This is a genomic window from Brevundimonas fontaquae (assembly GCF_017086445.1).
GTDB classification, from domain to species: Bacteria; Pseudomonadota; Alphaproteobacteria; order Caulobacterales; family Caulobacteraceae; genus Brevundimonas; species Brevundimonas fontaquae.
The window spans coordinates 1,069,817-1,094,220 of the sequence record NZ_CP070968.1 but is presented as its reverse complement, the minus strand read 5'-3'; the positions used below and the strand labels follow the sequence as shown (position 1 = coordinate 1,094,220).

24 protein-coding genes are annotated in these 24,404 nt (G+C 64.9%); 22 read left to right on the top strand and 2 right to left on the bottom strand.

Annotation, left to right across the window (positions count from 1 at the left end; all coding sequences use genetic code 11):
• Nucleotides 1-325: 325 nt before the first annotated feature.
• The 12 genes from JX001_RS05280 (at nucleotide 326) to JX001_RS05225 (ending at nucleotide 8,094) form a co-directional block, all read left to right on the top strand.
• Entirely contained in the window at nucleotides 326-646 is a 321-nt protein-coding gene (locus tag JX001_RS05280; RefSeq protein ID WP_205682594.1) for a TrbC/VirB2 family type IV secretion system protein, read from the top strand.
• Complete coding sequence (locus JX001_RS05275) at nucleotides 646-924, top strand: VirB3 family type IV secretion system protein (RefSeq protein WP_205682593.1); 279 nt, start codon at nucleotides 646-648, stop codon at nucleotides 922-924. The genes JX001_RS05280 and JX001_RS05275 overlap by 1 nt, the downstream gene beginning before the upstream one ends.
• 8 nt (nucleotides 925-932) lie before the next feature.
• On the top strand, nucleotides 933-2,609 hold the full coding sequence (locus tag JX001_RS05270; RefSeq protein ID WP_205682592.1) for a VirB4 family type IV secretion/conjugal transfer ATPase: 1,677 nt from the start codon (nucleotides 933-935) through the stop codon (nucleotides 2,607-2,609).
• The gene (locus JX001_RS05265; RefSeq protein ID WP_205682591.1) at nucleotides 2,576-2,740 is read left to right on the top strand and encodes a hypothetical protein; all 165 of its coding nucleotides are present in this window, start codon (nucleotides 2,576-2,578) and stop codon (nucleotides 2,738-2,740) included. Before JX001_RS05270 ends, JX001_RS05265 begins: the two co-directional genes overlap by 34 nt.
• An 11-nt stretch (nucleotides 2,741-2,751) precedes the next feature.
• On the top strand, nucleotides 2,752-4,119 hold the full coding sequence (trbL, locus tag JX001_RS05260) for a P-type conjugative transfer protein TrbL (RefSeq protein ID WP_241004770.1): 1,368 nt from the start codon (nucleotides 2,752-2,754) through the stop codon (nucleotides 4,117-4,119).
• Between the two features lie 2 nt (nucleotides 4,120-4,121).
• Entirely contained in the window at nucleotides 4,122-4,805 is a 684-nt protein-coding gene (trbF, locus tag JX001_RS05255) for a conjugal transfer protein TrbF (protein ID WP_205682590.1), read from the top strand.
• 163 nt (nucleotides 4,806-4,968) lie between these two features.
• The gene (locus tag JX001_RS05250) at nucleotides 4,969-6,150 is read left to right on the top strand and encodes a TraB/TrbI/VirB10 family type IV secretion system protein (protein ID WP_205682589.1); all 1,182 of its coding nucleotides are present in this window, start codon (nucleotides 4,969-4,971) and stop codon (nucleotides 6,148-6,150) included.
• On the top strand, nucleotides 6,147-6,650 hold the full coding sequence (locus JX001_RS05245) for a S26 family signal peptidase (RefSeq protein ID WP_205682588.1): 504 nt from the start codon (nucleotides 6,147-6,149) through the stop codon (nucleotides 6,648-6,650). Before JX001_RS05250 ends, JX001_RS05245 begins: the two co-directional genes overlap by 4 nt.
• A complete protein-coding gene (locus tag JX001_RS05240) occupies nucleotides 6,644-7,255 on the top strand; it encodes a lytic transglycosylase domain-containing protein (protein WP_205682587.1) in 612 nt (203 codons plus the stop codon). The genes JX001_RS05245 and JX001_RS05240 overlap by 7 nt, the downstream gene beginning before the upstream one ends.
• Complete coding sequence (locus tag JX001_RS05235; RefSeq protein WP_241004769.1) at nucleotides 7,252-7,557, top strand: hypothetical protein; 306 nt, start codon at nucleotides 7,252-7,254, stop codon at nucleotides 7,555-7,557. Before JX001_RS05240 ends, JX001_RS05235 begins: the two co-directional genes overlap by 4 nt.
• Entirely contained in the window at nucleotides 7,554-7,739 is a 186-nt protein-coding gene (locus tag JX001_RS05230) for a hypothetical protein (RefSeq protein ID WP_205682586.1), read from the top strand. The genes JX001_RS05235 and JX001_RS05230 overlap by 4 nt, the downstream gene beginning before the upstream one ends.
• Nucleotides 7,729-8,094 carry a helix-turn-helix transcriptional regulator gene (locus JX001_RS05225; RefSeq protein ID WP_205682585.1) on the top strand — a complete coding sequence of 122 codons (366 nt, stop codon included), beginning with the start codon at nucleotides 7,729-7,731 and terminating at the stop codon, nucleotides 8,092-8,094. The genes JX001_RS05230 and JX001_RS05225 overlap by 11 nt, the downstream gene beginning before the upstream one ends.
• A 118-nt stretch (nucleotides 8,095-8,212) precedes the next feature.
• Here the strand turns inward: JX001_RS05225 and JX001_RS05220 are convergent, their stop codons facing one another.
• Entirely contained in the window at nucleotides 8,213-10,249 is a 2,037-nt protein-coding gene (locus tag JX001_RS05220) for a hypothetical protein (protein WP_205682584.1), read from the bottom strand.
• Between the two features lie 300 nt (nucleotides 10,250-10,549).
• Between JX001_RS05220 and JX001_RS05215 the strand changes: the two genes are divergently transcribed.
• The 8 genes from JX001_RS05215 to JX001_RS05180 all read left to right on the top strand — a co-directional run bounded on the left by JX001_RS05215 (nucleotide 10,550) and on the right by JX001_RS05180 (nucleotide 20,601).
• Nucleotides 10,550-12,310, top strand: coding sequence for a type II toxin-antitoxin system HipA family toxin (locus tag JX001_RS05215; RefSeq protein WP_205682583.1), 1,761 nt, complete (start codon nucleotides 10,550-10,552; stop codon nucleotides 12,308-12,310).
• A gap of 465 nt (nucleotides 12,311-12,775) precedes the next feature.
• A complete protein-coding gene (locus JX001_RS05210) occupies nucleotides 12,776-14,911 on the top strand; it encodes an ATP-dependent nuclease (protein WP_205682582.1) in 2,136 nt (711 codons plus the stop codon).
• 170 nt (nucleotides 14,912-15,081) lie between these two features.
• Nucleotides 15,082-16,713 carry a UvrD-helicase domain-containing protein gene (locus tag JX001_RS05205; protein ID WP_350354492.1) on the top strand — a complete coding sequence of 544 codons (1,632 nt, stop codon included), beginning with the start codon at nucleotides 15,082-15,084 and terminating at the stop codon, nucleotides 16,711-16,713.
• A 594-nt stretch (nucleotides 16,714-17,307) separates the two neighbouring features.
• On the top strand, nucleotides 17,308-17,769 hold the full coding sequence (locus JX001_RS05200; protein ID WP_205682580.1) for a Ros/MucR family transcriptional regulator: 462 nt from the start codon (nucleotides 17,308-17,310) through the stop codon (nucleotides 17,767-17,769).
• A complete protein-coding gene (locus JX001_RS05195) occupies nucleotides 17,766-18,623 on the top strand; it encodes a hypothetical protein (protein ID WP_205682579.1) in 858 nt (285 codons plus the stop codon). Before JX001_RS05200 ends, JX001_RS05195 begins: the two co-directional genes overlap by 4 nt.
• A gap of 40 nt (nucleotides 18,624-18,663) precedes the next feature.
• Nucleotides 18,664-19,074, top strand: a complete 411-nt coding sequence (locus tag JX001_RS05190) for a hypothetical protein (protein ID WP_205682578.1) — start codon at nucleotides 18,664-18,666, stop codon at nucleotides 19,072-19,074.
• On the top strand, nucleotides 19,071-19,355 hold the full coding sequence (locus JX001_RS05185) for a hypothetical protein (protein WP_205682577.1): 285 nt from the start codon (nucleotides 19,071-19,073) through the stop codon (nucleotides 19,353-19,355). The genes JX001_RS05190 and JX001_RS05185 overlap by 4 nt, the downstream gene beginning before the upstream one ends.
• A 56-nt stretch (nucleotides 19,356-19,411) precedes the next feature.
• Nucleotides 19,412-20,601 (top strand): IS3 family transposase gene (locus tag JX001_RS05180; RefSeq protein ID WP_205682576.1). Its coding sequence is split into 2 segments (ribosomal slippage): nucleotides 19,412-19,664 and nucleotides 19,664-20,601, totalling 1,191 coding nucleotides; the frame shifts between segments, so codons are not numbered across the junction.
• 273 nt (nucleotides 20,602-20,874) lie between these two features.
• On the opposite strand, the gene JX001_RS05175 is transcribed toward JX001_RS05180, so the two are convergent.
• Nucleotides 20,875-21,888 (bottom strand): IS110 family RNA-guided transposase, encoded by a 1,014-nt coding sequence (locus JX001_RS05175; protein WP_205681960.1) that lies wholly within the window; start codon nucleotides 21,886-21,888, stop codon nucleotides 20,875-20,877.
• A 256-nt stretch (nucleotides 21,889-22,144) separates the two neighbouring features.
• Here JX001_RS05175 and JX001_RS05170 point away from each other — a divergent pair, with 256 nt between their 5' ends.
• Both JX001_RS05170 and JX001_RS05165 read left to right on the top strand, forming a co-directional pair.
• Entirely contained in the window at nucleotides 22,145-23,059 is a 915-nt protein-coding gene (locus tag JX001_RS05170) for a HEPN domain-containing protein (protein WP_205682575.1), read from the top strand.
• An 833-nt stretch (nucleotides 23,060-23,892) separates the two neighbouring features.
• Nucleotides 23,893-24,393 carry an RNA polymerase sigma factor gene (locus JX001_RS05165; RefSeq protein ID WP_241004768.1) on the top strand — a complete coding sequence of 167 codons (501 nt, stop codon included), beginning with the start codon at nucleotides 23,893-23,895 and terminating at the stop codon, nucleotides 24,391-24,393.
• The last annotated feature ends 11 nt before the right edge of the window (nucleotides 24,394-24,404 follow it).

The following is a 24,404-nucleotide window of genomic DNA, read 5'->3' as shown; positions in this document are numbered from 1 at the left end:
CTTGGCGTCAATATTCTGCAGGCGCCGGAGACCCTGCTGACCGGCTGACACCCGGTCAAATATTGCCGCAGCATCGCCCGGAAACCCAGGCGATAGTCTGGCGGAATCGGTCGAAACCCTTGCTTGGCAGGCAAACAGCGCTGTTACATGCAAGTCGCCTGCAAGTCGGAATACATAGTCCGACTATGAAATTCGAATCGCCCGCGATCCAACTTCTATCACTCGGATAATATATTCACAGGACGCGTTGACGGTCTGTGGATACTTTGACTTCCTTATGACCGTCAGCGCAAACCATCGCGCATCGGCTTCAGGAACTCAAACCATGACGCGTTTACTTCAACGCGGCCTGTCGGCCGCGACGGTGACTTGCGGCCTTCTCATCGCTGGCCAAGCTATTGCGGGCGGATCCGGGATGCCTTGGGAAGGCCCGCTTCAGCAGATCGTGGAATCCATCACCGGCCCGGTGGTCCAGGCCGCCGCCGTCGTGGCGGTGGTGCTCTTCGGAGCCGGCGTGGCCATGAGCGAGAACGGCTCGTCCATGCGGCGGGGGCTGGGCATCCTGTTCGGCCTGTCGATCGCCTTCGCCGCCTCGACCTTCTTCCTGCAGTTCTTCGGATTCGCCGGCGGAGCGGAGATCGGCTGATGCCCGACGCGCTGTCCGATCACCGTCCGGCCGGTTGGGATCTGCCGGTCGCCGGCGCCCTGACGGAGCCCGTGACCCTGGCGGGCATGCCACGGGACTACGCCATCCTGATGGGCACCGTCGCAGTGGTGCTGGGGCTGGCTTTGCGGATCTGGTGGCTCGGTCTGCTGTGGTGGGCGGTCGCCCACGCCATCGGCCTCTACGCCGCGCGGGCCGACAAGCGGTTCTTCGACGTGCTTCGCCGCCACCTGGCCCTGCCCGGCCATCTCGATGCGTGAGACTGATCATGCGCTTTCTGGATGAACATCGTAGGCGACCCGCGCTCCTCGCCGATCATCTGCCCTGGGCGGCCATGGTCGCGCCGGGGGTCGTGCTGAACAAGGACGGGTCCTTCACCTGCGGCCTGAGTTTCCGGGGGCCCGACCTCGAGTCGGCCTCGGATCTGGAGCTGATGTCGGTCCGGGCGCGGCTCAACAACGCCCTCAAACGTCTTGGCAGCGGGTGGTGTCTGCATGTGGAGGCGCGTCGTCGTCCCGCCCAGGCCTATCCGAAGAGCGAGTTCGAGATCGCCGCCGCCTGGCTGATCGACGCCGAGCGCCGCACCCTCTTCGAGACCAGCGAGCCGGCTTACGAGACCGATTACCGGGCCGCATTGACCTGGCTGCCGCCAGCGGATCAGACCCGCCGGATGGAGCGGGTCCTGTTCGACGGAGCCGACCCGGCGAGCCGCGACTGGCGCAACGCGCTGGACGCCTTCACGCGCGAGACCGCACAGATCGTCGATCTTCTGGCCGACGCCCTTCCGGAAGTCGCCATGCTGGACGATGCGGAGATCCTGACCTGGCTCCATGACTGCGTCTCTCCCCGAACCGTCCGCCTCGAACTGCCCGCTACGCCGATGTTCCTCGACGCCTGGCTGGCCGATGCACCCCTTCTGGGCGGCGTGGCGCCCACGCTCGACGGCCGGACACTCAAGGTGGTCTCGGTGCGTGGTCTCCCGGCGAGCACGCGGCCGGGGCTGCTCGACGCCCTCGGCGCTCTGCCGTTTCCCTATCGCTGGAGCGCCCGCTGGATCGGCCTCGACAAGGCGGACGCCGAGGTCGAGCTGGTCAAGCTGCGCAAGAGGTGGTTCGCCAAGCGCAAGGGCGTCGGCGTCCTGTTGCGCGAGGCGATCACCAAGGAGGAAGTTCCGCTCCTCGACACGGACGCGGCCGCCAAGACTGACGAGTGCGACGGCGCCCTGGAGGCGCTCGGCTCGGATGCCTGCGCCTATGGCTATCTGACCACGACGATCACGGTGACGGCGCGCGACCCCGACCGGGCGGCGGAGCAGGCGCGGGCGATCGAGGCGACGCTGAACGCCCAGGGCTTCGTCGCCCGGACCGAAGATCTGAATGCGGTCGAGGCCTGGCTCGGCTCCCTGCCGGGCGAGCCCTATGCGGACGTCCGCCGGCCGCTGGTCTCCACCCTGAACCTCGCCGACCTTCTTCCGGTCTCCGCCGTCTGGGCCGGGCCGACCGCAGACCCGCGTCTGCAAGGGCCGCCTTTGGCGGTCGCGCGGACCAGCGGGTCCACGCCTTTCCGGCTCTCCCTGCATGTCGGCGACGTTGGCCACGCCATGGTCGTGGGGCCGACCGGCTCAGGGGCACGGCATCGACCCTCGACGGGGTCCAGCGGCAGTTCGCCGATCTGTATCCAGACGACCTGTCTCTCTCGGATCTCACGGCGCTCGGCGCCGAGCGCTCCACGACCGCCCGACGGACCGCCGAGGATCTGGCGCGGACGGCGGCCGAGCTGGAGCGGCTGGCCCGGAGTCGGGACGGGCGTCTCCGGGGCGCTATGGCCGCCAGCGAGGCGGCGGAGGGCGAGACGGCCGCGATCCAGTCTTCGACCCAGATGTTGTCCGTCCTCGCGGAGGATCTGGCCAGCATGCGGACCCTGCTTCTGGCGCAGTCCCGGCTGATGGCCGAGGGCGCGGCGCGTCAGGCCGCCGACCGGGAGGCCGCGATCGAGGCGCGGCGCCGCTTTTGGGAGGGCGGATCCTCCACCCCGGCCGCCCCGTCCTTCAACCCCTTGCCCCACGCTCGGGACTGAGGAGAGCGGTCATGGCCGGCCCCGGAATGGAGACCCCGAACGAGCTGATGGTGGTGTTTTCCAACACCGTCACCGCCGGCTTTGACGCCCTGTCCAGCTCGGTCAACGGCGTCTTCGGACTGCTGATCGCGCTCGTGGTGGCGCTGACGGGCATCCAGTGGGCGCTCTCCCCCAACCGGGAAATCCTCGCCGCCGGTTTCGGCAAGGTGCTGCTGATCGGCGCCTTCGCCTGGCTCATCAATGATTGGCAGGCCCTGTCGGAGACGATCTACGCCGGCTTCCTCGAGCTCGGCCTCACCGCCGGCGGAGGCTCCCTGTCGCGCGCGGAGTTTCTCAATCCGGGGGCCATCCTCCAGCAGGGCTGGGAGATCGTGAAGGCGCTGGGCGAGACACCCGCGCCGGTCGAGAACCCGCTCGACGTCATGGGGAATATGGCCGACGCCCTCATCCTCGGCCTGGCGATGATCGGCATCATGCTGGCCTTCGCCATACTCGCCCTGCAGATCATCGTCTCTCTGCTGGAGTTCAAGATCGTCACCCTGGGCGGCTTCGTGCTCCTGCCGTTCGGCATCTGGAACAAGACCGCCTTTCTGGCTGAGAGGCCGCTCGGCTACGTCGTCTCCTCCGGGCTCAAGGTGTTGGCGCTGGCCATCGTCGTTTCGGGCGCACGGACGATTTTCGACCAGCTCCAGCCCTCCGCCAATCCTGACATCTACGAGGCCCTGACCATTCTGGTCGCCGCCCTGCTGCTGGCCATGCTGGCCATCTTCATCCCGAACCTCGCCTCGGCCCTTGTGACCGGCGGGCCGGCCTTGGGAGCGGGCGCAGCTCTGACGAGCGGATTGGCTGTTGCCGGCGCCGGCGCCCTCGTGGCGGGCGGCGTGGCGGGGGCCGGAGCCATGGCCGGGCGAGCCGCCGCCGTCAGCGGGTCGTCCAGAGCCGCCGCAGGCGCGGCCTCCGCAGCGCGCTCATCAGGAAGCGGACCCTCGTCCGGGAGCTTTCCGCCGGGCGGCGGACCGAGACCTTCACCAGGCCCCGCGCCGGGCTCCAGCGGTGGTGCGGCGCCTCCACCCCTCTCCCGCGCGTCCGGCTCTTCGCCAGCAGGCTCGGGGCCATCGCGGTCAACGTCAACGTCGTCCGCTGATGAGTCGCCCGGTCGGTCGGCCGCGGCGCCGTCCCTCGGCAAGTCGGCGCCTGACGCCGAGAGCCGCGCCCGGCCTTCCCTGTCGGAGGAGAGAACGCTGGGTGCAGGCAGCGGTCGCGCCGCCGGCCGATCCGCTGCTCTCCAGGCCTTCTTTATCGCCAACTCAGCCCGCGCCCTGATGCCGGCCGGAGAGAACAGCGGCGCCCTCAAACCCACCGTCAGACCCGAGGATTGAGCATGCATCCCTTTTTCAAACCCAAACGCGCCCTGACCGCGTCCCCCGAGGCCACGCCCTACCAGCGGGCTGGTCAGGTCTGGGACGACCGGATGGGTCTTTCCATCGCCCACGCGCGCAACTGGCGCCGCATCGCCCTGGCCAATCTCGCCCTGGCGGCCTTCCTCGGCGCGGGCTGGTGGGCCCAGGCCGATCGCGCCGTGGTCCGGCCTTTCGTCGTCGAGGTGTCCGACTGGGGACAGACCCAGAAGATCACCGCCCTGGACGGCCGCTATGAGCCGACCGAGGCCCAGACCGGCTATGCGCTCGCTCAGTGGATCCGGGACGTGCGGTCCAAGTCGATCGATCCGATCGTGATCCGTCAGAACTGGCTGGGGGCCTACGACCTCCTGACCCCCAAGGCCTCCGCCTTCCTGAACGACTGGGCCCAGGCCAACGACCCGTTCGCCGACGCCGGCCGGGAAGCGGTCAATGTCGAGGTGCTCAATGTGGTCCGCCGCAGCGAGCGAACCTTCGATCTGCAGTGGCGAGAGACCCGCTTCGTCAACGGTCAGCAAGCCGGGGCCGAGCGTTGGCGCGCCCTCATCACCGTCGCCCATCAGCCGCCGCGCAACGAGGCGGAACTGATGCGCAATCCCCTTGGCCTCAAGATCGAGGATGTCTCATGGACCCCCGACGCTTCCTGATCGGGACCGTTGTCACGGTCACATTCGCCTTTGCGCTTTCCGGCTGCGCGATATTTCGTGGGGCCGACGGCGGCGTGGAACCGACCGCGCTCCCCACGCAGATCGGTCTCGCGGATCGTCGACCGCAGATCGTCCATATCCGCCGCCTAACGGGAGCCGTCCGATGACCGATCCTCACAGCGCTGAAACCGCTGGAACTCAACACGACACGCACACACCGGCGACCCCGCCGCCCGTCACGGCTCCCAAGGCCCCGCCGCCGCCCTTGATGGGACGGGCGCCGCGTCCCGGGGCCGTTCGCATCCGCAAGCCTGTCGTCCAGGGGGCGGTGTTGGTTGCGGCCCTGCTCGTGTCCGGATCTCTGGCCTGGGCCTTCGTGGTCCAGCCGCAGATGACGCGCCAGGCTCGTGACGCGGCGGACGCCGACGGCGCAGGCGAGGCGCGAGGCAGCGTCCGGCCTTCGGATCGCGTGACCGACCAGCCGGCGAGCTATGATCGCCTCGCCCAGGCTGACACCCTGCCGGAGCGCCGGGGCGCGGTGCCCGAGGCGAGAGAGACCGTCGCATCCCCACAGCCCGCGCGCGTGCCTGCGCCCCACTACAGCACGGCTCCCCGCGCGCCGCGACCGGCGGACCAGGCAGCCGCCTCGGGGCTTTTCTTCGACGGCGCCCCGGGAAGCGGAACCGTCCAGACCGCCGGCCGATCAGACCCGAGTCCCTCGCCCGCGATGCGGGACTATGGGGCGATCTACAGTCCACACGGCCTGCTGGCGCCCGTATCCCCCTACGAGCTGAAGGCCGGAGCCGTCATCCCGGGCGTTCTGCTCACGGCGGTCGACACGTCCCGTCCCGGTCCCGTCGTGGCCACGGTCAGCCAGAATGTGTTCGATTCCATCACCGGACGTCATCTCGTCGTCCCGCAGGGGACGCGGCTGATCGGACGCCACGAAGGCGAGAGCGCCCATGGCGATCGTCGGGCCTTTCTGGTCTGGGACCGGCTGATCCTTCCCAACGGCAAGAGCCTGATCCTCTCGGAGGAGCCCGGCGTCGATGCGCAAGGGGCCGTCGGGGTCCGCGGCGAGGTGGACCGGCGTCTCTGGCCGCTCGGCGTCGCGACCCTCTTCGCCGGCGCCGTCACCACCCTCGGCGAGCTGGCGCGGGGCGGATCAGACGATCGGTCGTTCGCCGCCAGTGCGGGGAGCGCCGCGTCCATTGAGGCCTCCCAGGTCGGGGGACGGCTCATCGACCGCGAGCTCGGGGTCCAGCCGTCCATCCGCGTCCGGGCAGGCGCACCGGTCCGGGTGATGATCACCCGTGATCTCATTCTGGAGCCCTATCGCCGATGACCCGTTTCCGTCGTCTTCTCACGGCCGCCGTGGCGCCCGCCGTCGGCCTCCTGGCGTTCGGCGCGATCGCGGGACAACGGCCCGCCCTCGCGCTCATCAATGAAAGCCCGAGCCTGCCTAAGGGCGTCTATGTCCGCACGGCAGCCGCCGAAATCTCGCGGGGCGCGGTCGTCGCCATTCGCCAGCCAGCCGTCGTGCGTCCCTATCTGGCGCGTCAGGGCATGCCGCCCGAGGTGCGCCTGATCAAACGGGTGGCGGCGACGGGGGGCGATTCCGTCTGCTCGGACGGCCGTTGGATGATCGCCCCGATGCGCACCGTCCGGATCCACGACAGGGACCGCAACGGCGCGCCTCTCCCGGCCTGGCGGGGCTGCCGCAGGCTCGCCGCGAACGAACGCCTGCTGCTCGGCGACACGCCGTCCAGCCTGGACAGCCGGTACTTCGGGCCGGTCACGACCGCCCAGATCGAGGGCGTCTACCGGGAGACCCTGACATGGTGAGATACAGCCTTCCCATCGCCGCCCTCGTCGTGCTCGCGGCGACGTCGCCGGCCGCCGCCCAGACACGCATCGACTGGCGCCTCGCCGGCGGGGACCTGTTCGTCGGCGCCGCCGTGGACGCCACGACGTCCCACGTCGCCGGTGTGGAAGCCGTCCGTCTCGCGGATCTGGACCAACCCTTCGCCGAGGCCATCGCTGAAGCGGCTGACCGACATGGCCTGGACCGCAAGCTGCTCCACGCCCTGGTCGTGGTTGAAAGCGCCTATCGGCCCCAGGCCTGCTCCCACGCGGGCGCCTGCGGCCTGACCCAGCTGATGCCGGGCACCGCCGCCGACCTTGGCGTTCGGAACCGGTTCGACCCCTACGAGAACCTGCGGGGCGGCGCCGACTACCTCGCCCGCCAGATCCTCCGCTTCGGCGATCTGCGCCTGGCCCTCGCGGCCTATAATTCCGGTCCCGATCGGGTCGCCCGGCTGGGCCGGATTCCGAACATCACCGAGACCCAGAACTACGTCGTGACCGTGATCAACTGCTACCTGGCGCTGACGGCCGGTCGCGGGGTCCGGTCGTCGCGGGAATGCAGTCCGGCGGAGGCCGCGCTATGACACTCGTGACAGAACCCCGCCATGGCGACGATCAAGCGCCCGCGACAGCGGAGACCCTGCTGACCCGAGCGGAGGCCTCGGCCTTTCTCAAGGGCAAAGGCATCCGTATGAAGCCCACGACCCTGGCCCGGGCCTATTCCACCGGCTCGGGCGGGCCGCCTTGCCGGCACATCCGGAACAAGCCTTTCTACCCTCTCGACCTGCTCGATCTCTGGGCTCAGTCCCAGATCACCACGCCGGTCGCCTCTTCCAGTGAGCGCCAGCGCCTACGGCGCGAGGCCCGCCGCGAGGCCGCATCATGATCTCCGAACGCCCCAGCCTGGAGACCCTGCTGAATGATCCCTCAGTCAGTTACCCGCTCAAGGCCGTCCTTCTGGTCTGGTGGAGTCGCGACCCGCTCGATGCGGCGAACGACGCGGCGGCCCTCGCTACGGTCATGGGCGATCGTGCGGTCTCGCTTCTGGAGCAGCGTCATGGCCCATGAGCGAGGGCTGGACCGGTTTCTCAGCTGGCGTCAGGTGCGCAACCTCACGGGTCTCGGCCGCACGACGGCGTGGCGCATGCGTCAGGCCGGGGATTTCCCCGACCCGGTGCCGATTTCACCCGGCCGGGTGGCCTGGCGAGAACGGGACATCGCCGCCTGGAACGAGAGCCGGGGCGCCCCGATCCCGACCCGGCGGGCTGCGGCCAAGCCGCGTCTTTCGGAAGTCCGCGTTATTGAGACGGCGGCCCCTGAATCGGCGCCCTCTGCGGCGATGCCGTCGCCCCACCACCAACACCGACCTGCGCGGCGACCGCGATCAACCCTCGCCGAGGGTCAGCTCGGCTTCGATTTTTGAGATCGATGCGGACCGGCAGTCGATTTCGACTTCGAGATCAGGCCGCTTCCAGCGGCGTCGCGTCCGCACAAGGGCCAGCGTCCCATGGCTCCCTGAGCTGCCCCTATATCGTGTCTTTCTACGGGGTCGGCGCCGCCCTCACGGCCTGCCGCAGGGGCTCGATCACCCAGGTCGACCACGCATCCTGCAGGCGGGCGTCCACGGCGACTCGAACGTCCTGGGCTTCCGGCGTGGTTTCGAACCACGCACGCCAGAGCTCAGCCACATCGCGCTTGTATCCAGATCCCATTCCGTAGCGCTTGGCGGCTTCCGGCCAGAGATCGGCGCCGGCCAGCAGACGCCCATAGGCGTCCGCGCCGATCAGCCGGGCGGCTGAGAGAAACTCCTGACGCCCTTCGGACAGACGGATCCTCAGTGACTGGATCGTCACCAACACGCTTTCGAGGTCGTGATATTTGGTTTCGAGATCCTTGAACCGGAACTCGAGCCTGTGGGTATCGCGCTGGGTGCGCAGGTTGGCGTCGATCCGGACCCCCATGCCGAGAATGTGGTCGAATGCGAAATTCTCCCAGTCGCCCCGGCGGTAGATCGAGGCGGCGATCGAGCTGTGGTGGCCCACCGCCAGTTGCTCGATGAGGTTCTGGTGCGGCGGGCGCACCGACTGCATAAGCGGTCCGACCTCGCCGAGCAGGCGGGCCAGCTCGACCTCTATGTCCAGACGGGCTTCGGAAGCGCGGACGTCATCCACGTTTTCGATCAGATTGCGGACGCCCGCAGCGGCGGCCCGCCCCCGAGCGGCATAGTCATTCCGCATGCGCTGGATCTGGGCGCGCAGGTCCGACCAGATCTGATCGGGATCGTCATTGCGGGCGTCGAAGAAATAGGTGGGCGTCGGCGGCAGTCCGGCGCCGACAAGCGCCTGCCTCACCTCCGCGCGTCGGACGGCATAGCCCTGTAGTCGGCTGGAGACCGGCCCGTCCGGGCCGGGGGTCTCGAGTGCCTCATCGCCACGCGGCAGAACCAGAATGCACTGCCGGTGGCGATCCGCAGCCCCCGTTCCGGCGTCGTAGGAATCCTGAAGATGTCGTTGCACCGTGGCGTTGGGCGCATCGGCGAACTTGGTGCACAGAACCATCAGCGTCCGGATCTCCTCGGCGTGCTGGCTGATGTCCTTGCGTTGGGTGACGCCCTCGACGCCGCGCGTGTCGATGACGGAGAGGATCTGTCCGTCGGCCTTGAGGCGGTCCGAGGGCATGAGAACGGTGATGCGGGTCGGAACACTGAAGCGAGGATCGGTCCCGCTATTGATCGCCGAGACCAAGCGGGAAATCCATGTGAGGCCGTCTTCGCTGCCCTCCGCCTGGATGAGTTGACGCTCCGTCCGGTCGGACAGGTTCATTCCTGCCACGACGCGATCCGCGACCTCGGCGATGCCTACCCCCGAAGCAAGCAGATCGGCGATCGGATCGATGGTGACGACCTCGTCCCCGTCCACACGGCTCGTGACCTTCATGTCGGCCATGGCGCGGATCAACCGCGCCAATTCCGCGGGTACGGCGATCCCTGAAGCATCCGGCGCGAGGCTGGCCACCAGATCGCGCGCGAGACGAACCACCTGCTCCTCCTCCATGGGATCGACGAGGACGCCATAGGGGCCGACGCGGATGGCCGTCTCACAGACGGTGGTGCGGCCTGGCCCGACCGGGAAGGCCGGGCGACGCCCGCTCCGACCGTCTCCGACCAGCAGGCCCACGGCGTGCGACAGGGCGGTGGTCTTGCCGACGCCGATGTCGCCGATCCATGCGACCGTGTGGTCGCGCCGATCCAGGTAGGTTTCCGCAGCGCGGAGGTCTTCGCGGAGCAGGTCGATGTGGCCGCGCAGGATGGGATCCTTCCGTTCGGCCTCGAAGACGTCCAGGTCCCGGGCCGCGATGTCGAAGAGCCAGAGCGCCTCGCGGTCGGGATGAAGGAAGGACGGCGGCGTGCTGCGACGCCAGTTTCGACCGTAGTGATCCAGGGCTTCCCGGGCGAGGTGCGTGTCGACTGCGTTCAAATAGCGTTGCGCGAGTTCGGCTTCGACCTCGTCGAGCTTTTCCAGCTTGGACAGGACGCTGGCGACCGTGCCCATCGCCTTGGCCAGCTGGGTTTGACTCATGCGCGCTTGATCGCGGACATAGCGGAGGGCTTCACCGGATACAGGATAGGTCATCGCACACACCTTTCTCGAATATCAATGCCATAGATGCCGAAATTTCGCAAACTATTATCCGTTCAAGCTGAAACGTTTCGCTACCTCCTTCATTTATCGACCTTCTCTTGCATTATGCGCTGACAGTTAGGTCCTGAGCGCCTAACTTTCTCGTATGTGAAGTGCGGGAAAGTTATGGCTCTACATCTGGTGGGTGAGACGATTGATCGGGCCCGTGCCCACGCGGCCGCCCAAGCAGGTGATCTCGTGGCCCTGGTCCGCGGCGTTTATGTGGACGCGGCCGACGACATCGACGCCGTGGTCATGGCGCACGCCGTGCGGATCGCCGCCTATCTCTATCCGCGCGCCTATCTGTCCGGCGCCTCGGCTCTCCTGCTGGCGCCCACGGCGGACGGCCGGCTATTTCTAAGCGGGCGTCGCAACCAGCGGACCCGCATCCGGGGCCTAGAGATCATTCAGAACCAGGGGCCGGACGCGCCCTCCACCGTGCCCGCCATCGTTGCTGACACGATGGGCGAAATCCATATGACCGCGTCATCGCCTCGCCAGCGTTTTCTGGAGGCCTTCCGCATCCGAAGCGAGCATGCCGGCGCGATCGACCCCCTCATGCGCCGCCGGATGGCGGAGCGTCTGATAGAAGAATACGGCGACGCGCGCCGGGCCGCCGACGCCGTGTGGGTGCTCGGGCGACTGATCCGGTGGATTCGAGAGGCCGAGGCCGCCGAGCTCTTCCTCGACGCGGCCCATCCCGCCCAGGCCCCGGCGAATGCGGCCCGGGTGGGTCTGACGGTCGCCTGGCATGGCGCGCCCGTCGGCGAACTGACCCATGACGGCGTGGAGTGGCGCTGGGCAGCCACCGCCGAGGGCCAGCCCCCCCTGGTGCGCCCGACCCGTCCCGGAAGCCTCCCCCCCTTCATCGAATCCCTATTGCCGGAGGGTTGGCTTGCCGAGGTTCTGGACGCGCGGGACGAGCGTGAAGCCTTGCGCACAGGCCGGCGCTACATGTCGAACATCGCCATCGTCGCCGACCTGGCCGAGCTGGCTGAAGTGACCCCGGACGTCCTTCAGGGCCGTCTGGCGCAGCATATCGACGACGGGGTCCTCACCGGCCGTTACGAGGGTCCGACACGTCGATCCCTCGAAGAGAGCTTCCAGGCCAATCTAGCCAAGCTGTTTGCCTCCCGCGACACGCCGCGTCTCTCCGGTATCCAGATCAAGGCGCCTATGTGCCTGACGACGGGCGGCGAGCTCATCCCGGCGACGGGGGCGCCCTTCACTCATATCCTGAAGCCGGCGGGCACCAACGGCTTCGAAGACCTGCCGATCGTCGAATGGATGGGGTTGGCGCTCGCTCGCGCCGCCGGTTTCGAAACGCCCGACGCCGCCCTTGTTCCCATGCCGGACGGCATGCGCCCGGCCCTTGTCGTCGAGCGTTTCGACATCCGCCGCACCGACAACGACGCACGCCGATACGCGCTGGAGGATTTCTGCTCGATCCTCGAACTGCCGCCCCTGCGCAAGTACGACGGCTCCATCGAACGCATGGCGCGTGGACTGCGCCCCCTGTCGACACACCCGGCGCAGGATCTGGAGATCCTGTACCGGCGGGCGGTTTTCGCCTGGCTCATTGCCGACGGAGACATGCACCTGAAGAACCTGGCCCTGCTGAAGGTCGCCGACGCCGGCAGCGACCGCTTCGACGAGGTGCGCTTCGCCCCGGTCTATGACGCCGTCACCACGCGGATATTCCCCGGCCTGGACAACGATCAGATGGCTCTGACCCTCAACGGCAAACGAGACCGGCTGACACCCGACGATTTCGAGGCGCTCGCCCGCACCATCGACCTCCCGGTCGCTCGAGCCGCGCAACTGACTGCCGACTGCGCCCGGCGCACCGTGGAGGGGCTGCAAGCCCTGCCGGTGCCGGAACGGATCGCCCCCGGCGCCGATCGTATCCGAGACCGGATCTCCGAAATCGTCCGCCAGCGCGCGGAGCCTTTTGTTTAGGGCCAGTTACACCAAAGGCTCCGCGCTGCAGGAGACGGCGCCAAATTCCAGTTCGCCATGAAAGGTCCGTCGCCTAAGCTGCGCCAGCCCGGTGCGGCCCACGCGTATGTCCAGGCTTCGGCTAAAGGCGCGGGCGCATGCGACTCTCACATGTTCTCAACGCCCGGCGCACATTCCAACGTCCGCTTGGACTAAGAGGGTCGCCGCTGCTTCCGCAAACGTCATGTCGCTGATGCGCCAGTAGCGGAAGCCGGAACGCTGCCGAGAAGGTGACCCCCGGCCGTCCTACCACATGTGCCCGCTTGCGCCCCCGTTGGTGATGCTCGGGCGCGGCGCAACACTTAGCCGCCCCAGCGTGACCGCCCCACGCACGCCGCGCCGGCCTTGGCCTCAACTTTGATCTGCTCAACAGCGAAATGTGACCTATGCTGGCGTTGACTTTGACAGACCGGGCGTTGGGGCAGCATGCACATTTCTAGCCTTAGGCTCGTCAACTACCGCAACTTCGCGGCAGCAAACGTCCACTTCAAGAAGGGCATCAACACAGTCATCGGAGAGAACGGAACGGGCAAAACGAACCTGTTTCGCGCCATGCGGCTGCTGCTGGACGACGACATGCTGCGCATGGCGCGCCGCCTCGATCAAAGCGACTTCCACCGTGGCTTGGGAGAGTGGCGCGGCCATTGGATCGTCATTGGGCTGGAGTTCGAGGAGGTGTCTCAGGACGAGGCCGTCCAGGCGCTCTTCCTGCACGGCACCGGCAACGTCGAGGAAGAGGAGGTAGGGCGTGCGACTTACAGCCTCATTTTCCGGCCCAACACGGCCATTCGGCTGCGTCTGTCGCAGCTCGACGAAGGCGACCATGAAGGCCTCGCCCAGCTCCGCCGCACCATCACGCTGGACGACTACGACGCGATGTTCACCGGCAAGAGCACGGCCGATCTGACCGATCCCGAACAGTACCGGGCGATTGTTGGCGACTTCGAGGCGGTGCGGTTTCCAACCGAGATGGAGCCGCCGGAAATCGGCGCACGGGCACCCAAAATCCTCTCCATTGAGAAAGAGGTGTCTTTCACCTTCATACAGGCCCTGCGGGACGTCGTTACCGATTTTCAGAACAACCGCACGAACCCGCTGCTGACCCTTCTGCGCAGCAAGAGCGGCCAGATTGATCAGGCCGCTCTCGAGCCGATTACGGCGATGGTCGGTGATCTGAACACGGCCATTGAACGCCTCGATGATGTGGGCACGATCCGGGGCGATATTCGCCAGACGATCCGGGACGCGGCGGGGGAGACTTACTCCCCCGCCGACCTCTGGGTTCGTTCAGGCGTCCCCAACGACGCAGAGAAGCTGTTTCAGTCGCTGCGGCTTTTCGTCGGGGAGAATCACGATGGCCATGAGGGGGCGATCCACGAGCTAAGCTTGGGTGGTGCCAATCTCATCTATCTGACGCTCAAGCTCCTGCACTTCCGCTACCAAAAGGAGAAGCAGGTCTGCGCCAACTTCCTCGTCATCGAGGAGCCGGAGGCGCATATCCACACCCACATCCAGAAGACGCTGTTCGACCGGCTGAAGTATCCGGACACCCAGGTCATTTACTCGACTCACTCCTCGCATATCTCCGAAGTGAGCAACGTCGAGAACGTCAACGTGCTCGGCCGCATGGAAGGCCGCTGTGAGGCCTATCAGCCAGCCGCGAATTTGCCGCCGGATGAGGTGCGCGGCTTGCAACGCTATATGGATGCCGTCCGCAGCAACCTGCTCTTCGCCAAGAGCGTCGTGATGGTCGAAGGCGACGCCGAGGAAATACTGCTGCCCGCTCTCGTGAAGGAGGTGCTGGGGGTGAGCCTCGACGAGCTGGGCATCAGCCTCATCAACATCGGCAGCACCGGCTTTGAGAACGTCGCGGTGGTCTTCCACGAAGAGCGCCTGAAGAAGCGCTGCGCCATCATCACCGATCTAGACGCCGCCTTCATCGATACGGTCGCCAACCCGCTTGACGACGAGCCAACGAAGAAGGCGAAGGACAAGGCGCGCCGCTCGCATGAAGCGGGTCAAGGCAGGAAGATCAGGCTCGACGGCTTCGCGGCCGGCAATCCTTGGGTCACTGTCCACTACGCCCCTCACACCTTTGAGGTCGATTTCATCGCGGCGGGCAATCACCGGCCCGTAGTCGCCGCTCTGCCCGATGTCTACAGCGATCCGGGGACCATCGCGGCTGCCACCGAAGATTTGCAGTCCGGCAACCTCACGCATTACGGGCGCCGGGTTCTGGCCGTGGCAAAGTATGCGGGCAAGGGCTGGTTCGCTATTCAGGTTGCCAAGAAAATCGACGCCAACACGGCCCTGCCGGACTATGTCGCCGAGGCCCTGTTCACCGCGCACCGCCCCACGCCGGCCATCGTCGCCAGCATCATGCGCTACCGCCTCGACCTTCTCCAGAAATCCGACTTGGTTGACCCGCAGGCGGTGGCCGTCATGCGCGATCATGTCGGGCGCTACAGCGACGGCGAGCTCGACCTTCCCGCTCTGCTTGGTGAAATGAACGCGGCTTTCCCCGCCGATCAGATTGGCAGGGTGTTGAACCACGCCACATGACGTTCGCCTGGCCAGAGGATGACCTGAACGCTGAACAGGTCGACGCGATCACAACGCCGGGCAATGTCTTTCTGACAGCCTGTCCCGGTAGCGGGAAAACACGCGCTCTGACGTACAAGGCCGCCCTCGAACTCTCCCGCCTGACGACTAACAAGTAGCACGTCGTCGCTATCACCTACACCCACCGCGCAGCGGACGAGATCTACGACCGCATCGAGGCGCTCGGTGTCGATACCGACCAGCTTTGGATCGGGACCATTCACAGCTTCTGTCTCGACTGGATTCTTCGCCCTTACGGCATCTACCACCCGGCTCTACAGCATGGGTTCAGAGTGATTGACGCGCACGAGACCGAGCGCCGTCTGGCCGAGCATTGCCAAGCGTCACAACACCGCGTCAGCCCCTTTCATTGTGCCTACAACTACACGAGCCGGGGCCCCGAACTGCGCGGCATCGATGCCGGCTTTCAGCCCGCCGTCATGGAGGTGCTTGGCTGGTACTGGGAGGACCTGCACGCGAACCGGCAGATCGACTTCGAGATGATCCTGCGCTTTGCGCACGAGCTCATCTCGACCGTGCCGTCGATCGCCATCCTGCTTAGCCAGATGTTCCGCTTCGTCCTCATCGACGAGTACCAAGACACCAAAGAAATCCAGTACGACATCGTCGCCCACATCATGAGGGCCGGGGTTGGCCGGACCAACGCCTTCGTCGTCGGCGACGCGAACCAAGCCATTTTCGGCTCGCTTGGAGGTTACGCCATCGCCCAGGCGCAGTTTGCGGCGGATTGCGGCGCGCCGTTCACAGCCAAGAGCCTGTCGGTAAACTACCGGTCGTCCGAGCGCATCGTTGGCTATTTCAGCAACTACCATGTGATGCCGGCTGCAATCAGCGCCGAGGGGAAGGATCGGCTGTTTCCCAGCAAGATTACCTATGATCACGTGACCGAGGCTCGTGACCTTGAAGACGCCCTGATTGGGCTGCTGCGCTACAACATAGAAACCGCCGGGATCGCCCCCCGCGAAATCTGCATAGTCGGCCCGCAGTGGATACCTCTCGCGGTCGTCACCCGCCGACTTGTTGCAGCCCTGCCCGAATACAGCTTCGACGGGCCGGGGATCGCCCCGTTCGCTCGAAATATCGACAACTTCTTCTACAAGCTCGCGCGTCTCGCGCTGACTGAGCCGTCCCCCCAGTTGTATGTCCGCCGTTTGCGCTGGGCAGGGGAAGTGATCGCCGAGATGGAGCATGCCGGCGTCAGCGTGAAAAACATCTCGCGCAAGAGCCTGTTGCGCACCTGCAACTCCATCGAGATCGGTGAGGATGATGGCCTCACTTACCTCGACCTGTTTTTCGATGAGCTGTTCTTCCAGCTTGGTCTTGAACTGGCCGACTACCCCAACCTTGCCGAGCACCGGGAGATGTTTGTTGGGGACTCGCAAAAGCGGATCGAGAGCCTTGAGCGCGGCGGTCTCCAAGGCATCACCGACATCGCCATGTTCCGCCGGGTGTTCGCCAGCCGGTCGGGCATCACCATCTCTACCATCCATCAAGTGAAGGGCGCGGAGTTCGACGCCGTGATCTCCTTCGCCCTGCTGCAGGGCATGGTGCCGAACTCCAACGATGCGCATGTCGATAGCGCCAATAAGCTGCTCTACGTCATTTGCTCAAGGGCGCGCAAAAACCTTCATCTCATCTCCGAGACTGGGCGGGTGAATTGGCGCGGCGACCCCTACAACCCCACCGACGTGCTGGCCGCTTACCCGTTCGCCTACGACCCCATTCCGGACGAAGAGGCGTGAAGCCGGAACTCGACAAGACGTTCGATGACTACATCAACTCCGGCGAGGAGACAGTTGCGGAGCTGGGTACCCCAGAGCGGAGCTTTGAACCGCCGCAATGATTCGAGGCTGTGTAAAAAATCGTCTCCGCAAAAAGCGAAGGCAAAACGTCGCCAATCAGGCGAGTATATTCGGCAGAAGTTCTCTATACTGATTGCTTATTCGCGAATAATAGCAAAGTAATTTCCAATAAAACTGGTTGCTCCGAGTTTTTACGCGGCCTCAGTCAGACTTGGCTGCTAGAGCAACAGGTCTGAAATGCGCCATTTGCAGACACCCGGACCAAGCCTGAAAGCCGACTTTCGTTGAGCGCGTCGCTTCGACGAGGGGCCTTTCACATTCAGCGGCCTTGCGGCTGCGCTTAGCGCCCAGGAGGCGGGCAAGACGGCGGTGCCGGGTCGGACAGAAGTGTTTTGATGACGACGATATCGGCGTTGTCTTCGCTCATTACAGCTCCCCCGCTTTAATCTTCGAATGGCGTTCGTCGATATTTATCCGTGAGGCCTAGAGCGAGGTCTGAGGCCGTGTAAGTTGCGGCTCAGAGAAAGGGCTCCAATGACTCAAGAAACTCAAACCGCCGACATCCTCGACATGACCGTTGGGATCGTCGCGAACTACCTTTCGAATAATCGCCTGGACCCAGATCAAGTGGGCGCGCTGATCACGGCCACTCACGCAGCACTCTCCAACGTCGGCCAGCCTGAGCCGGAACCGGTCGAGACCTATGACCGGGCTTCCTCAGCCCAGATTCGCAAGTCGATGACTGACGACGGTCTTGTCAGCTTCATCGACGGCAAAACCTACAAGACCCTCAAGCGTCACCTGACCACGAACGGTCTGACGCCGGACGAATACCGTGATCGCTACGGCCTCCCTTCGACGTATCCGATCGTTGCTCCGGCCTATTCGGCGGCGCGTTCGGAGATGGCGAAAGCGATTGGTCTGGGCGCGAAGGGGCGGAATTCCAAATCCGACGCAACGGCTCCCGCAAAGGCGCGCGGTCGTCCCAAAAAATGAGCGAAGTAGAGCCGACCGAACCGGTCGCGGGGCCGGCGGCGATTGAGAAAGAGGTTGTGGTCCTGCGAACCGCGCTCGACATGATTGGGGCTATGGTGAACCTGTCGATCTTTGGCGAAGTGATCACCTCCCGAGACACGAACCTTCAGTTCAATCACCCTCCATCGGCGGCTCTCTTCAACATCCTTTTAGCGGACTTCCTATCGCAACCGGGCGGGTCGTTCTTCGAGCCCAAGGCTAACCAGAACTCCGAGAGGAAGAGTGAGCTCACCTTCCTGGTTCATCTCCGTCGCGTGACGGCCAATCCGCAACTAGGTCTAGACGGTCACCATCTCAGACGTGCGGTTGATGCCTTCGCCGATTGGCTCGATGTCGAGGCCGACATTCCGGAGGTCCACCTGGGTGAGATCGACCTCCACATTCCGATGACGATCCGACGCATCACCTATCTGAAGATCACCGGTGACATTGCAAAACACAGTGTCGGACGCCTCAAACACGTAATCGGTCAGCTTACGAAACTGCTGAAGGATCACGGCGAGACGATCACTGAGGATGAAGCCGTGGCCATCATCCCGGATTTCCAAGAGCAGTTTTTCGAAGACATCCTCCGCTACCACGCGTCCACGATCGCTTGGCATCTGAACGAGATCAGGTGGGAGATTTGGAGCTACCTCCAGCCAGAACGTGAACGGGCTTACGAAGACGCCTTCCCGATCTATCGGTGGAAACTACCCGATGGGATCGCAGACCCGATCGCGGTGCGGATGCACTGGGACCTTATGAACGCGGTACGGAGCCCGCCATCGTTCCCCCGGTTCGGCGTCACGCCTTTCCTTCAACTGCGATACTGAACGACGGGGTTTGGGGATGAGGAAGTGTTTTGTTGGACTCTTGGCCCTCTCGTTGGTCGGATGCGGCCAGTCCAACTCGATCTGTCAGGCGATTTTCGAACCCACGACTGTCGCCGATCCGGTCGAGATGCTGAAAATGTCCGACACGCTCCCGTGGACGAAAATCAATGCCGAAGCGTGCCTGCATCGCAATGCCTATCGTCTCGCACCCTCGAAAGACGCTGCTGACATCGTCGCCCGTGCTGTCGTTCAAGCTTGCGAGAGCGAGGTTCTAAAGGCCGTCAGCCTATACCGTGCCGACAGCTACGATTTTGCAATCAGAGTGGGGCGCGCCACCACTGGTGAAGCCTATCAGACAGCGGATGGGGCTGAGGCGAATGCTCAGAAGAGCTTTCTCGAATATGCGATGATGCGGGTGGTCGAGGGGCGGGCGGGGAACTGCAAACCATGATGACGTTCATCGGTATCATTCTAGGCGTCGCCTTCGTCATCGCGACATTGAGCATGATGTCGAAGACGACCAAGCGTCATGAAGACCCCAACGACAAAGTGGTGGTGGACCTTGATCAGCTTCGCGGGCTCTGCAATCTCGCCCCCGGTCAGGCCTATGTCGTCTTCACCACCAGACAGAGCGGTTATGAGCATCAGCCGCGACGGGTCTTCAAGAGCATCGATGAAGCGCTCGCGGCGGGCGTGTCCACGATGAAACGGGCGCGTATTCCCTTGACGTGACCCCCTGAAACTCCTCCAGGAATAGCTAGAGTCCGCCCCTTGAAAGGACGGACAGAATGAAGCGATCACGGTTCACGGAAGAGCAGATCATCGGGATCCTGCGTGAGCAGGAGGCGGGCGTTGCGACGGCGGAGGTCTGCCGGCGTCACGGCGTCAGCTCGGCGACCTTTTACAAGTGGAAGGCCAAGTTCGGCGGCATGGACGTGTCGGAGGCTCGGCGTCTGAAGGCGCTGGAGGACGAGAACACCAAGCTGAAGCGGATGCTGGCGGACGCGATGCTGGACAACGTCGCGCTGAAGGATCTGCTGGGAAAAAAGTGGTGACGCCCGCTGCGCATCGAGAGGCGGCAGCGCACTTGCAGTCGGTCTACGAGATGAGCGAGCGGCGGGCGTGCCGGGTGCTGGGCACCGATCGAGCTAGCGTTCGCTATCGGGCCACAAGGCCGGATGACGGCGTCCTGCGTGACCGGCTGAAGGCCCTGGCCCAGGAGCGTCGGCGGTTCGGCTATCGACGCCTGCACGTGATGCTTCGGCGCGAGGGGCATGCGGTCAACAAGAAGCGGGTCCAGCGGATCTATCGGGAGGAGAGGCTGACGGTGCGCAGGCGCGGCGGTCGAAAGCGGGCCATGGGCACGCGACGTCCGCTGGAGACGCCGCTGGTCGCGAACCAGCGCTGGTCGCTCGACTTCGTGTCAGACCAGCTCACCGACGGCCGCCGCTTCCGTATCCTGACCGTGATCGACAACTGCACCCGCGAGTGCCTGGCGCTGGTGGCCGACACCTCGCTATCGGGCCAACGGGTCACGCGCGAGCTGGACGTCATCATCCAGCAGCGCGGGCGTCCGGGGACCATCGTCAGCGACAACGGCACGGAGCTGACCTCGAACGCCATCCTGGCCTGGGCCGACGACGCCGGCGTGGGCTGGCATTACATCGCGCCGGGCAAGCCTCAGCAGAACGGCTTCAACGAGAGCTTCAATGGTCGGCTGCGCGACGAACTGCTGAACGAGACGCTGTTCCGCTCCCTGCCGCATGCACGGGTCGTGCTGGAAGCCTGGCGGCGCGACTACAATGAAACCCGGCCGCACTCGAAGCTCGGCTGGCTGACCCCGAAGGCCTACGCCCAGGCGCTCACCGGACGCAGCGGCCGGTCTGCTGCGCTGGTTGATGGCTGCGCAGACCGGCCTCTTGCCACCCCAGCCAATCACGGCTCAGATCAACCGAGGACTCTCGCTATGGCTGGATGAGAAACGGGGGTCATGTGTGGACGACCTCCCAGACGCAAGAGTGAAAACGACGTTGGCGCTCGGTCGAGTGCAGTCATGTGTTCGGCCTGTTGATGCAGCTGTGTGCGCTGCTGGCCTTGATGAAGTCCGCGGACGGGCTCCCTAATCACGTCAACGCGCTCAAGGCGCTCTGACCCCCTGGGTTTCACCTGTCCCCGGCTGCGGCCGGTTCGTCATCACGTCTCACCACTCTTCGTCTGCGGCGTCGGTCCCTGGTGAAGACCGGGCCGATCTCTATGCCGTCATGGGCCTGTAGTCCTCCTGTCGCGCCATCAGGGTCCAGGCGATGCGAGCGGTCTTGTTGGCCAAGGCTACGGCGGCGACCTTGGGCTTTTTGCGTTCGAGCAGATTGCCCACCCAGCCCTCGCGTCCTCGCTGGCGGGCCATTCGCAGGACAGCCGTCGCCCCAACGACCAGAAGGCGTCGAAGGTAGCTGTCGCCCATCTTGCTGATGCCGCCCTGGCGTTCCTTTCCGCCACTACTGTTGGCGCGTGGGGTGAGCCCCAACCAAGCCGCAAACTGCCGGCCTGATTTGAACAGCGTCGGATCCGGCGCGCTGGCGGCCATGGCGCTGGCGGTGATCGGCCCGATGCCCGGGATGGTCGCTAGCCGCCGGCTCGTCTCATCCTGGCGGTGCCACTCAAGAATCCGGCGTTCCAATCGTCCGATCTCTGCGCCGAGATGGTCAAGCTGGTCTGCCAGGCCTCCCAGCGCGGCACGCGCCAGATCGGGCAGATCCTGTTCCTCTTCCCGAAGAGCCCTGAGAGCCGCCTGCACCCCCGCCGGGCCTTGAGGGGCGATGATGCCGAACTCTCCGAGGTGGCCCCGCAGAGCGTTGATCAGCATCGTTCTCTGGCGAACCAGGAGATCCCGGGTCTTGTGCAGCATCAACACAGCCTGCTGCGCCTTGGACTTCACGGCCACGAACCGCATGGTCGGCCGTGTAACGGCCTCGGCGATTGCCTCAGCGTCGGCGGCGTCGGTCTTGCCGCGCTTCACATAGGCCTTCACATACGCTGGCGGCATGAGCCGCACCTCGTGGCCGATCGCCATCAGCTCACGCGCCCAATGGTGGGCAGAGGCGCACGCTTCAATGCCGACGAGGCAGGGGCCGATCGACTGGAAGAAGCCCAAGACCTGGCCGCGTCGCAGTTGCCGCCTCACGACGACAGTGCCGTCAGCCCCAACTCCGTGAACCTGAAAAACAGTCTTCGCCAGATCGAGCCCGACGACAGCGATGGTCTGCATGATACCGCTCCTAGACGTGACGTCCCTGATGACGACACCCCAGAAAAGCTGGTCAGGTGGAGGTCGTCCACACCATCACGTCACAGCGAAGGTCCGAGCCCCCCGTTGACGTCACCCAAAAGCAGACGTTGCGAACCGCTGCATCGAGTCAAAGGTAGCCTTTTGACCTGCGATTCGGCCGCGCTCCCCCGCGTCGGTGTTGCCTTGACCTTAAAACAGGTGCGCAAACCAGGGCTTTCTCGCTAGACTTGTCGCGATGAAGACGGTCCTCAATCACCTCCCCGAACGGCAGCAGCAGGAGCTCGCGCAGGTCCGCACGACGCTGCTGACCGAGTTCGAGGCCGCCCTCCGCAAAGGGGCCGGCGGTACGTCGGAATGGCGCAAGGGCGGACAGGTCCTGAAGATCATCCTGTTCGGCAGCTATGCTCGCGACGACTGGGTCGATGAGCCGGACAACGGCTATCTGTCCGACTTCGACCTGCTCATCATCGTCAGCCATCCGAAACTGACCGATATCGCCGACTACTGGTGGGAAGCCGAGAACCGGATCCTGCGCGACCCGTCCGTCGGCCGCATCGTCAATATCATCGTCCACGATCTGGCCGAGGTGAACCAGGCGCTGGGTCGGGGCGAATACTTCTGGACCGACATCGCCCGCGACGGGGTCATGCTCTACGAGTTGCCGGGCCATCCGTTGGCTGTGCCCAAACCGATGACACCCAAGGACGCCGTCGAGATGGCGGAGCAATATTTCAATACGTGGTATCTGAAGATCGAAGAGTCGCTTGCTGGTGCTGAGTTCTACATTGGCCGGAGCAACAGGAAGGACGCAGCATACAATCTTCATCAGGCCGCTGAACGCGCCTACATCTGCTTCCTGCTGGTCCACACGTTCTACTTCCCGCGATCCCACAACATCAAATTCCTCCGCTCCCTAGCGGAAGACGTCGACAAACGCCTTGTGGAGGCCTGGCCGCGAGAGCAGCGCATCGACAAGCGACGCTTCGAAACCCTGAAGCGCGCCTATGTCGAGGCCCGATACTCAGACCAGTACGACGTCAGCGCAGAGGACCTGGACGCGATCTCGGCGTGCGCGCGAAACCTGCGCGATCTGGTCATCCGGAGCTGTGAAGAGCGGATCGCTGGCCTGAAGGGTGCCGTGAGCACCTGATGTCCCTGGCTACCCGCGCATTCGTATCTCGTTATCCCGCTCCGGTTGCCCACCCCGACAGACGACATGATAAGCTGTGCCGCAATTTCCTGTCATCGGGGCGCTGAGCCGCGGCGCTTTTCACTTGAACCTAACCGCCGGCCAGCTAATTGAACGGCGTCACGGGCCGCCACACGATCCGCCTTCGGGAGGAGTGCAAAAGGGCGGTCCTTCTCGTTTGAGATGGCATTACCGTTGCCTAGGCCCCCTTCTGAACCAGCGCGGCATAACGAGTGACTCCGTCGCGGCCGCAGAGGCCCTCATAAATCGTCATCCCGACGTTTCTCCGACAGAGATGGGCTTCTTGCCGTACGGCGCATCGCCCCTCTGGCGGGCTCACTCCTTGCGTCCACAGCGGGGTCGCACCTCGTCTCCAACATATAATAAGCCCCCGAAAGCCGGGTCATATTATAGGTTATGAGCTGCCCTCGCAGAGCCATCACTGTCCATGTCCTGCTGCTGGCGAAGATCAGGTTGCACGTCCATGGATCAACTAGTGGGCAGGGCTCCGCAATGTCGGTAACGGGGACAAAGCCGTTCGTTCACCCCGCTTGCAAACCCCGCGCCCTTGATTCAAGCTTTGGGTGCGTCGCCCTCGGGTGGCGTCGAGGCGTGAGAACCTCGCTTGAGACGATCATTCGATATCTTCGCTCCGCGGCAGCGGCGTGGCCGGCGCGTATGTCCAGGCCTCCGGGACAAGCCCCTGGAGGCTAAAGGCGTCGGCGCATGCCTCAAGCATGGTCTCAACACCCGGTGCTTCGGCCGGGCTCGCCTCGTCATCTGGAGGCGAGCCCGTGTCGGATCGAACTGGAGGTGTGGGAGACAAGGCGGCCGACGCCGGCCTCCACGACCTCTATCGCGCCTATTCCGGCTGGCTGAAGGGACGTCTGCGCAAGCGCTTTGGAGACGAGACAGAGGATCTCGCCCAGGAAGCCTGGCTGCGCGCGGCGCCCTACAGCCGCGACGGGCGGATCGAACACCCCAAGGCGCTGCTGCTCAGGATCGTCGACAATCTCGTCATCGACCGGGCCCGCCGCCGAGGGCCGCGTCCCCTGGCGTCGAGCGATCGGGTCGGCGCGGATCCGGAGGCGGATCCGGCGGCCCAGATCGATGCCGTCCTCCTCAAGCAGATCGTTCTGTCGATGCCGCCCAATCTGCAGGAGGTCTTTGTCTTGAGCCGTTTCGCCCATCTGGAGTATCAGGAGATAGGCGAGCGTCTGAACCTCCCCGTCACCACCGTTCAGTGGCGGATGCGTAAGGCCCTCGAACACTGCGCAGCCCAGTTGCGGCTGTAGCCGATGGGGAA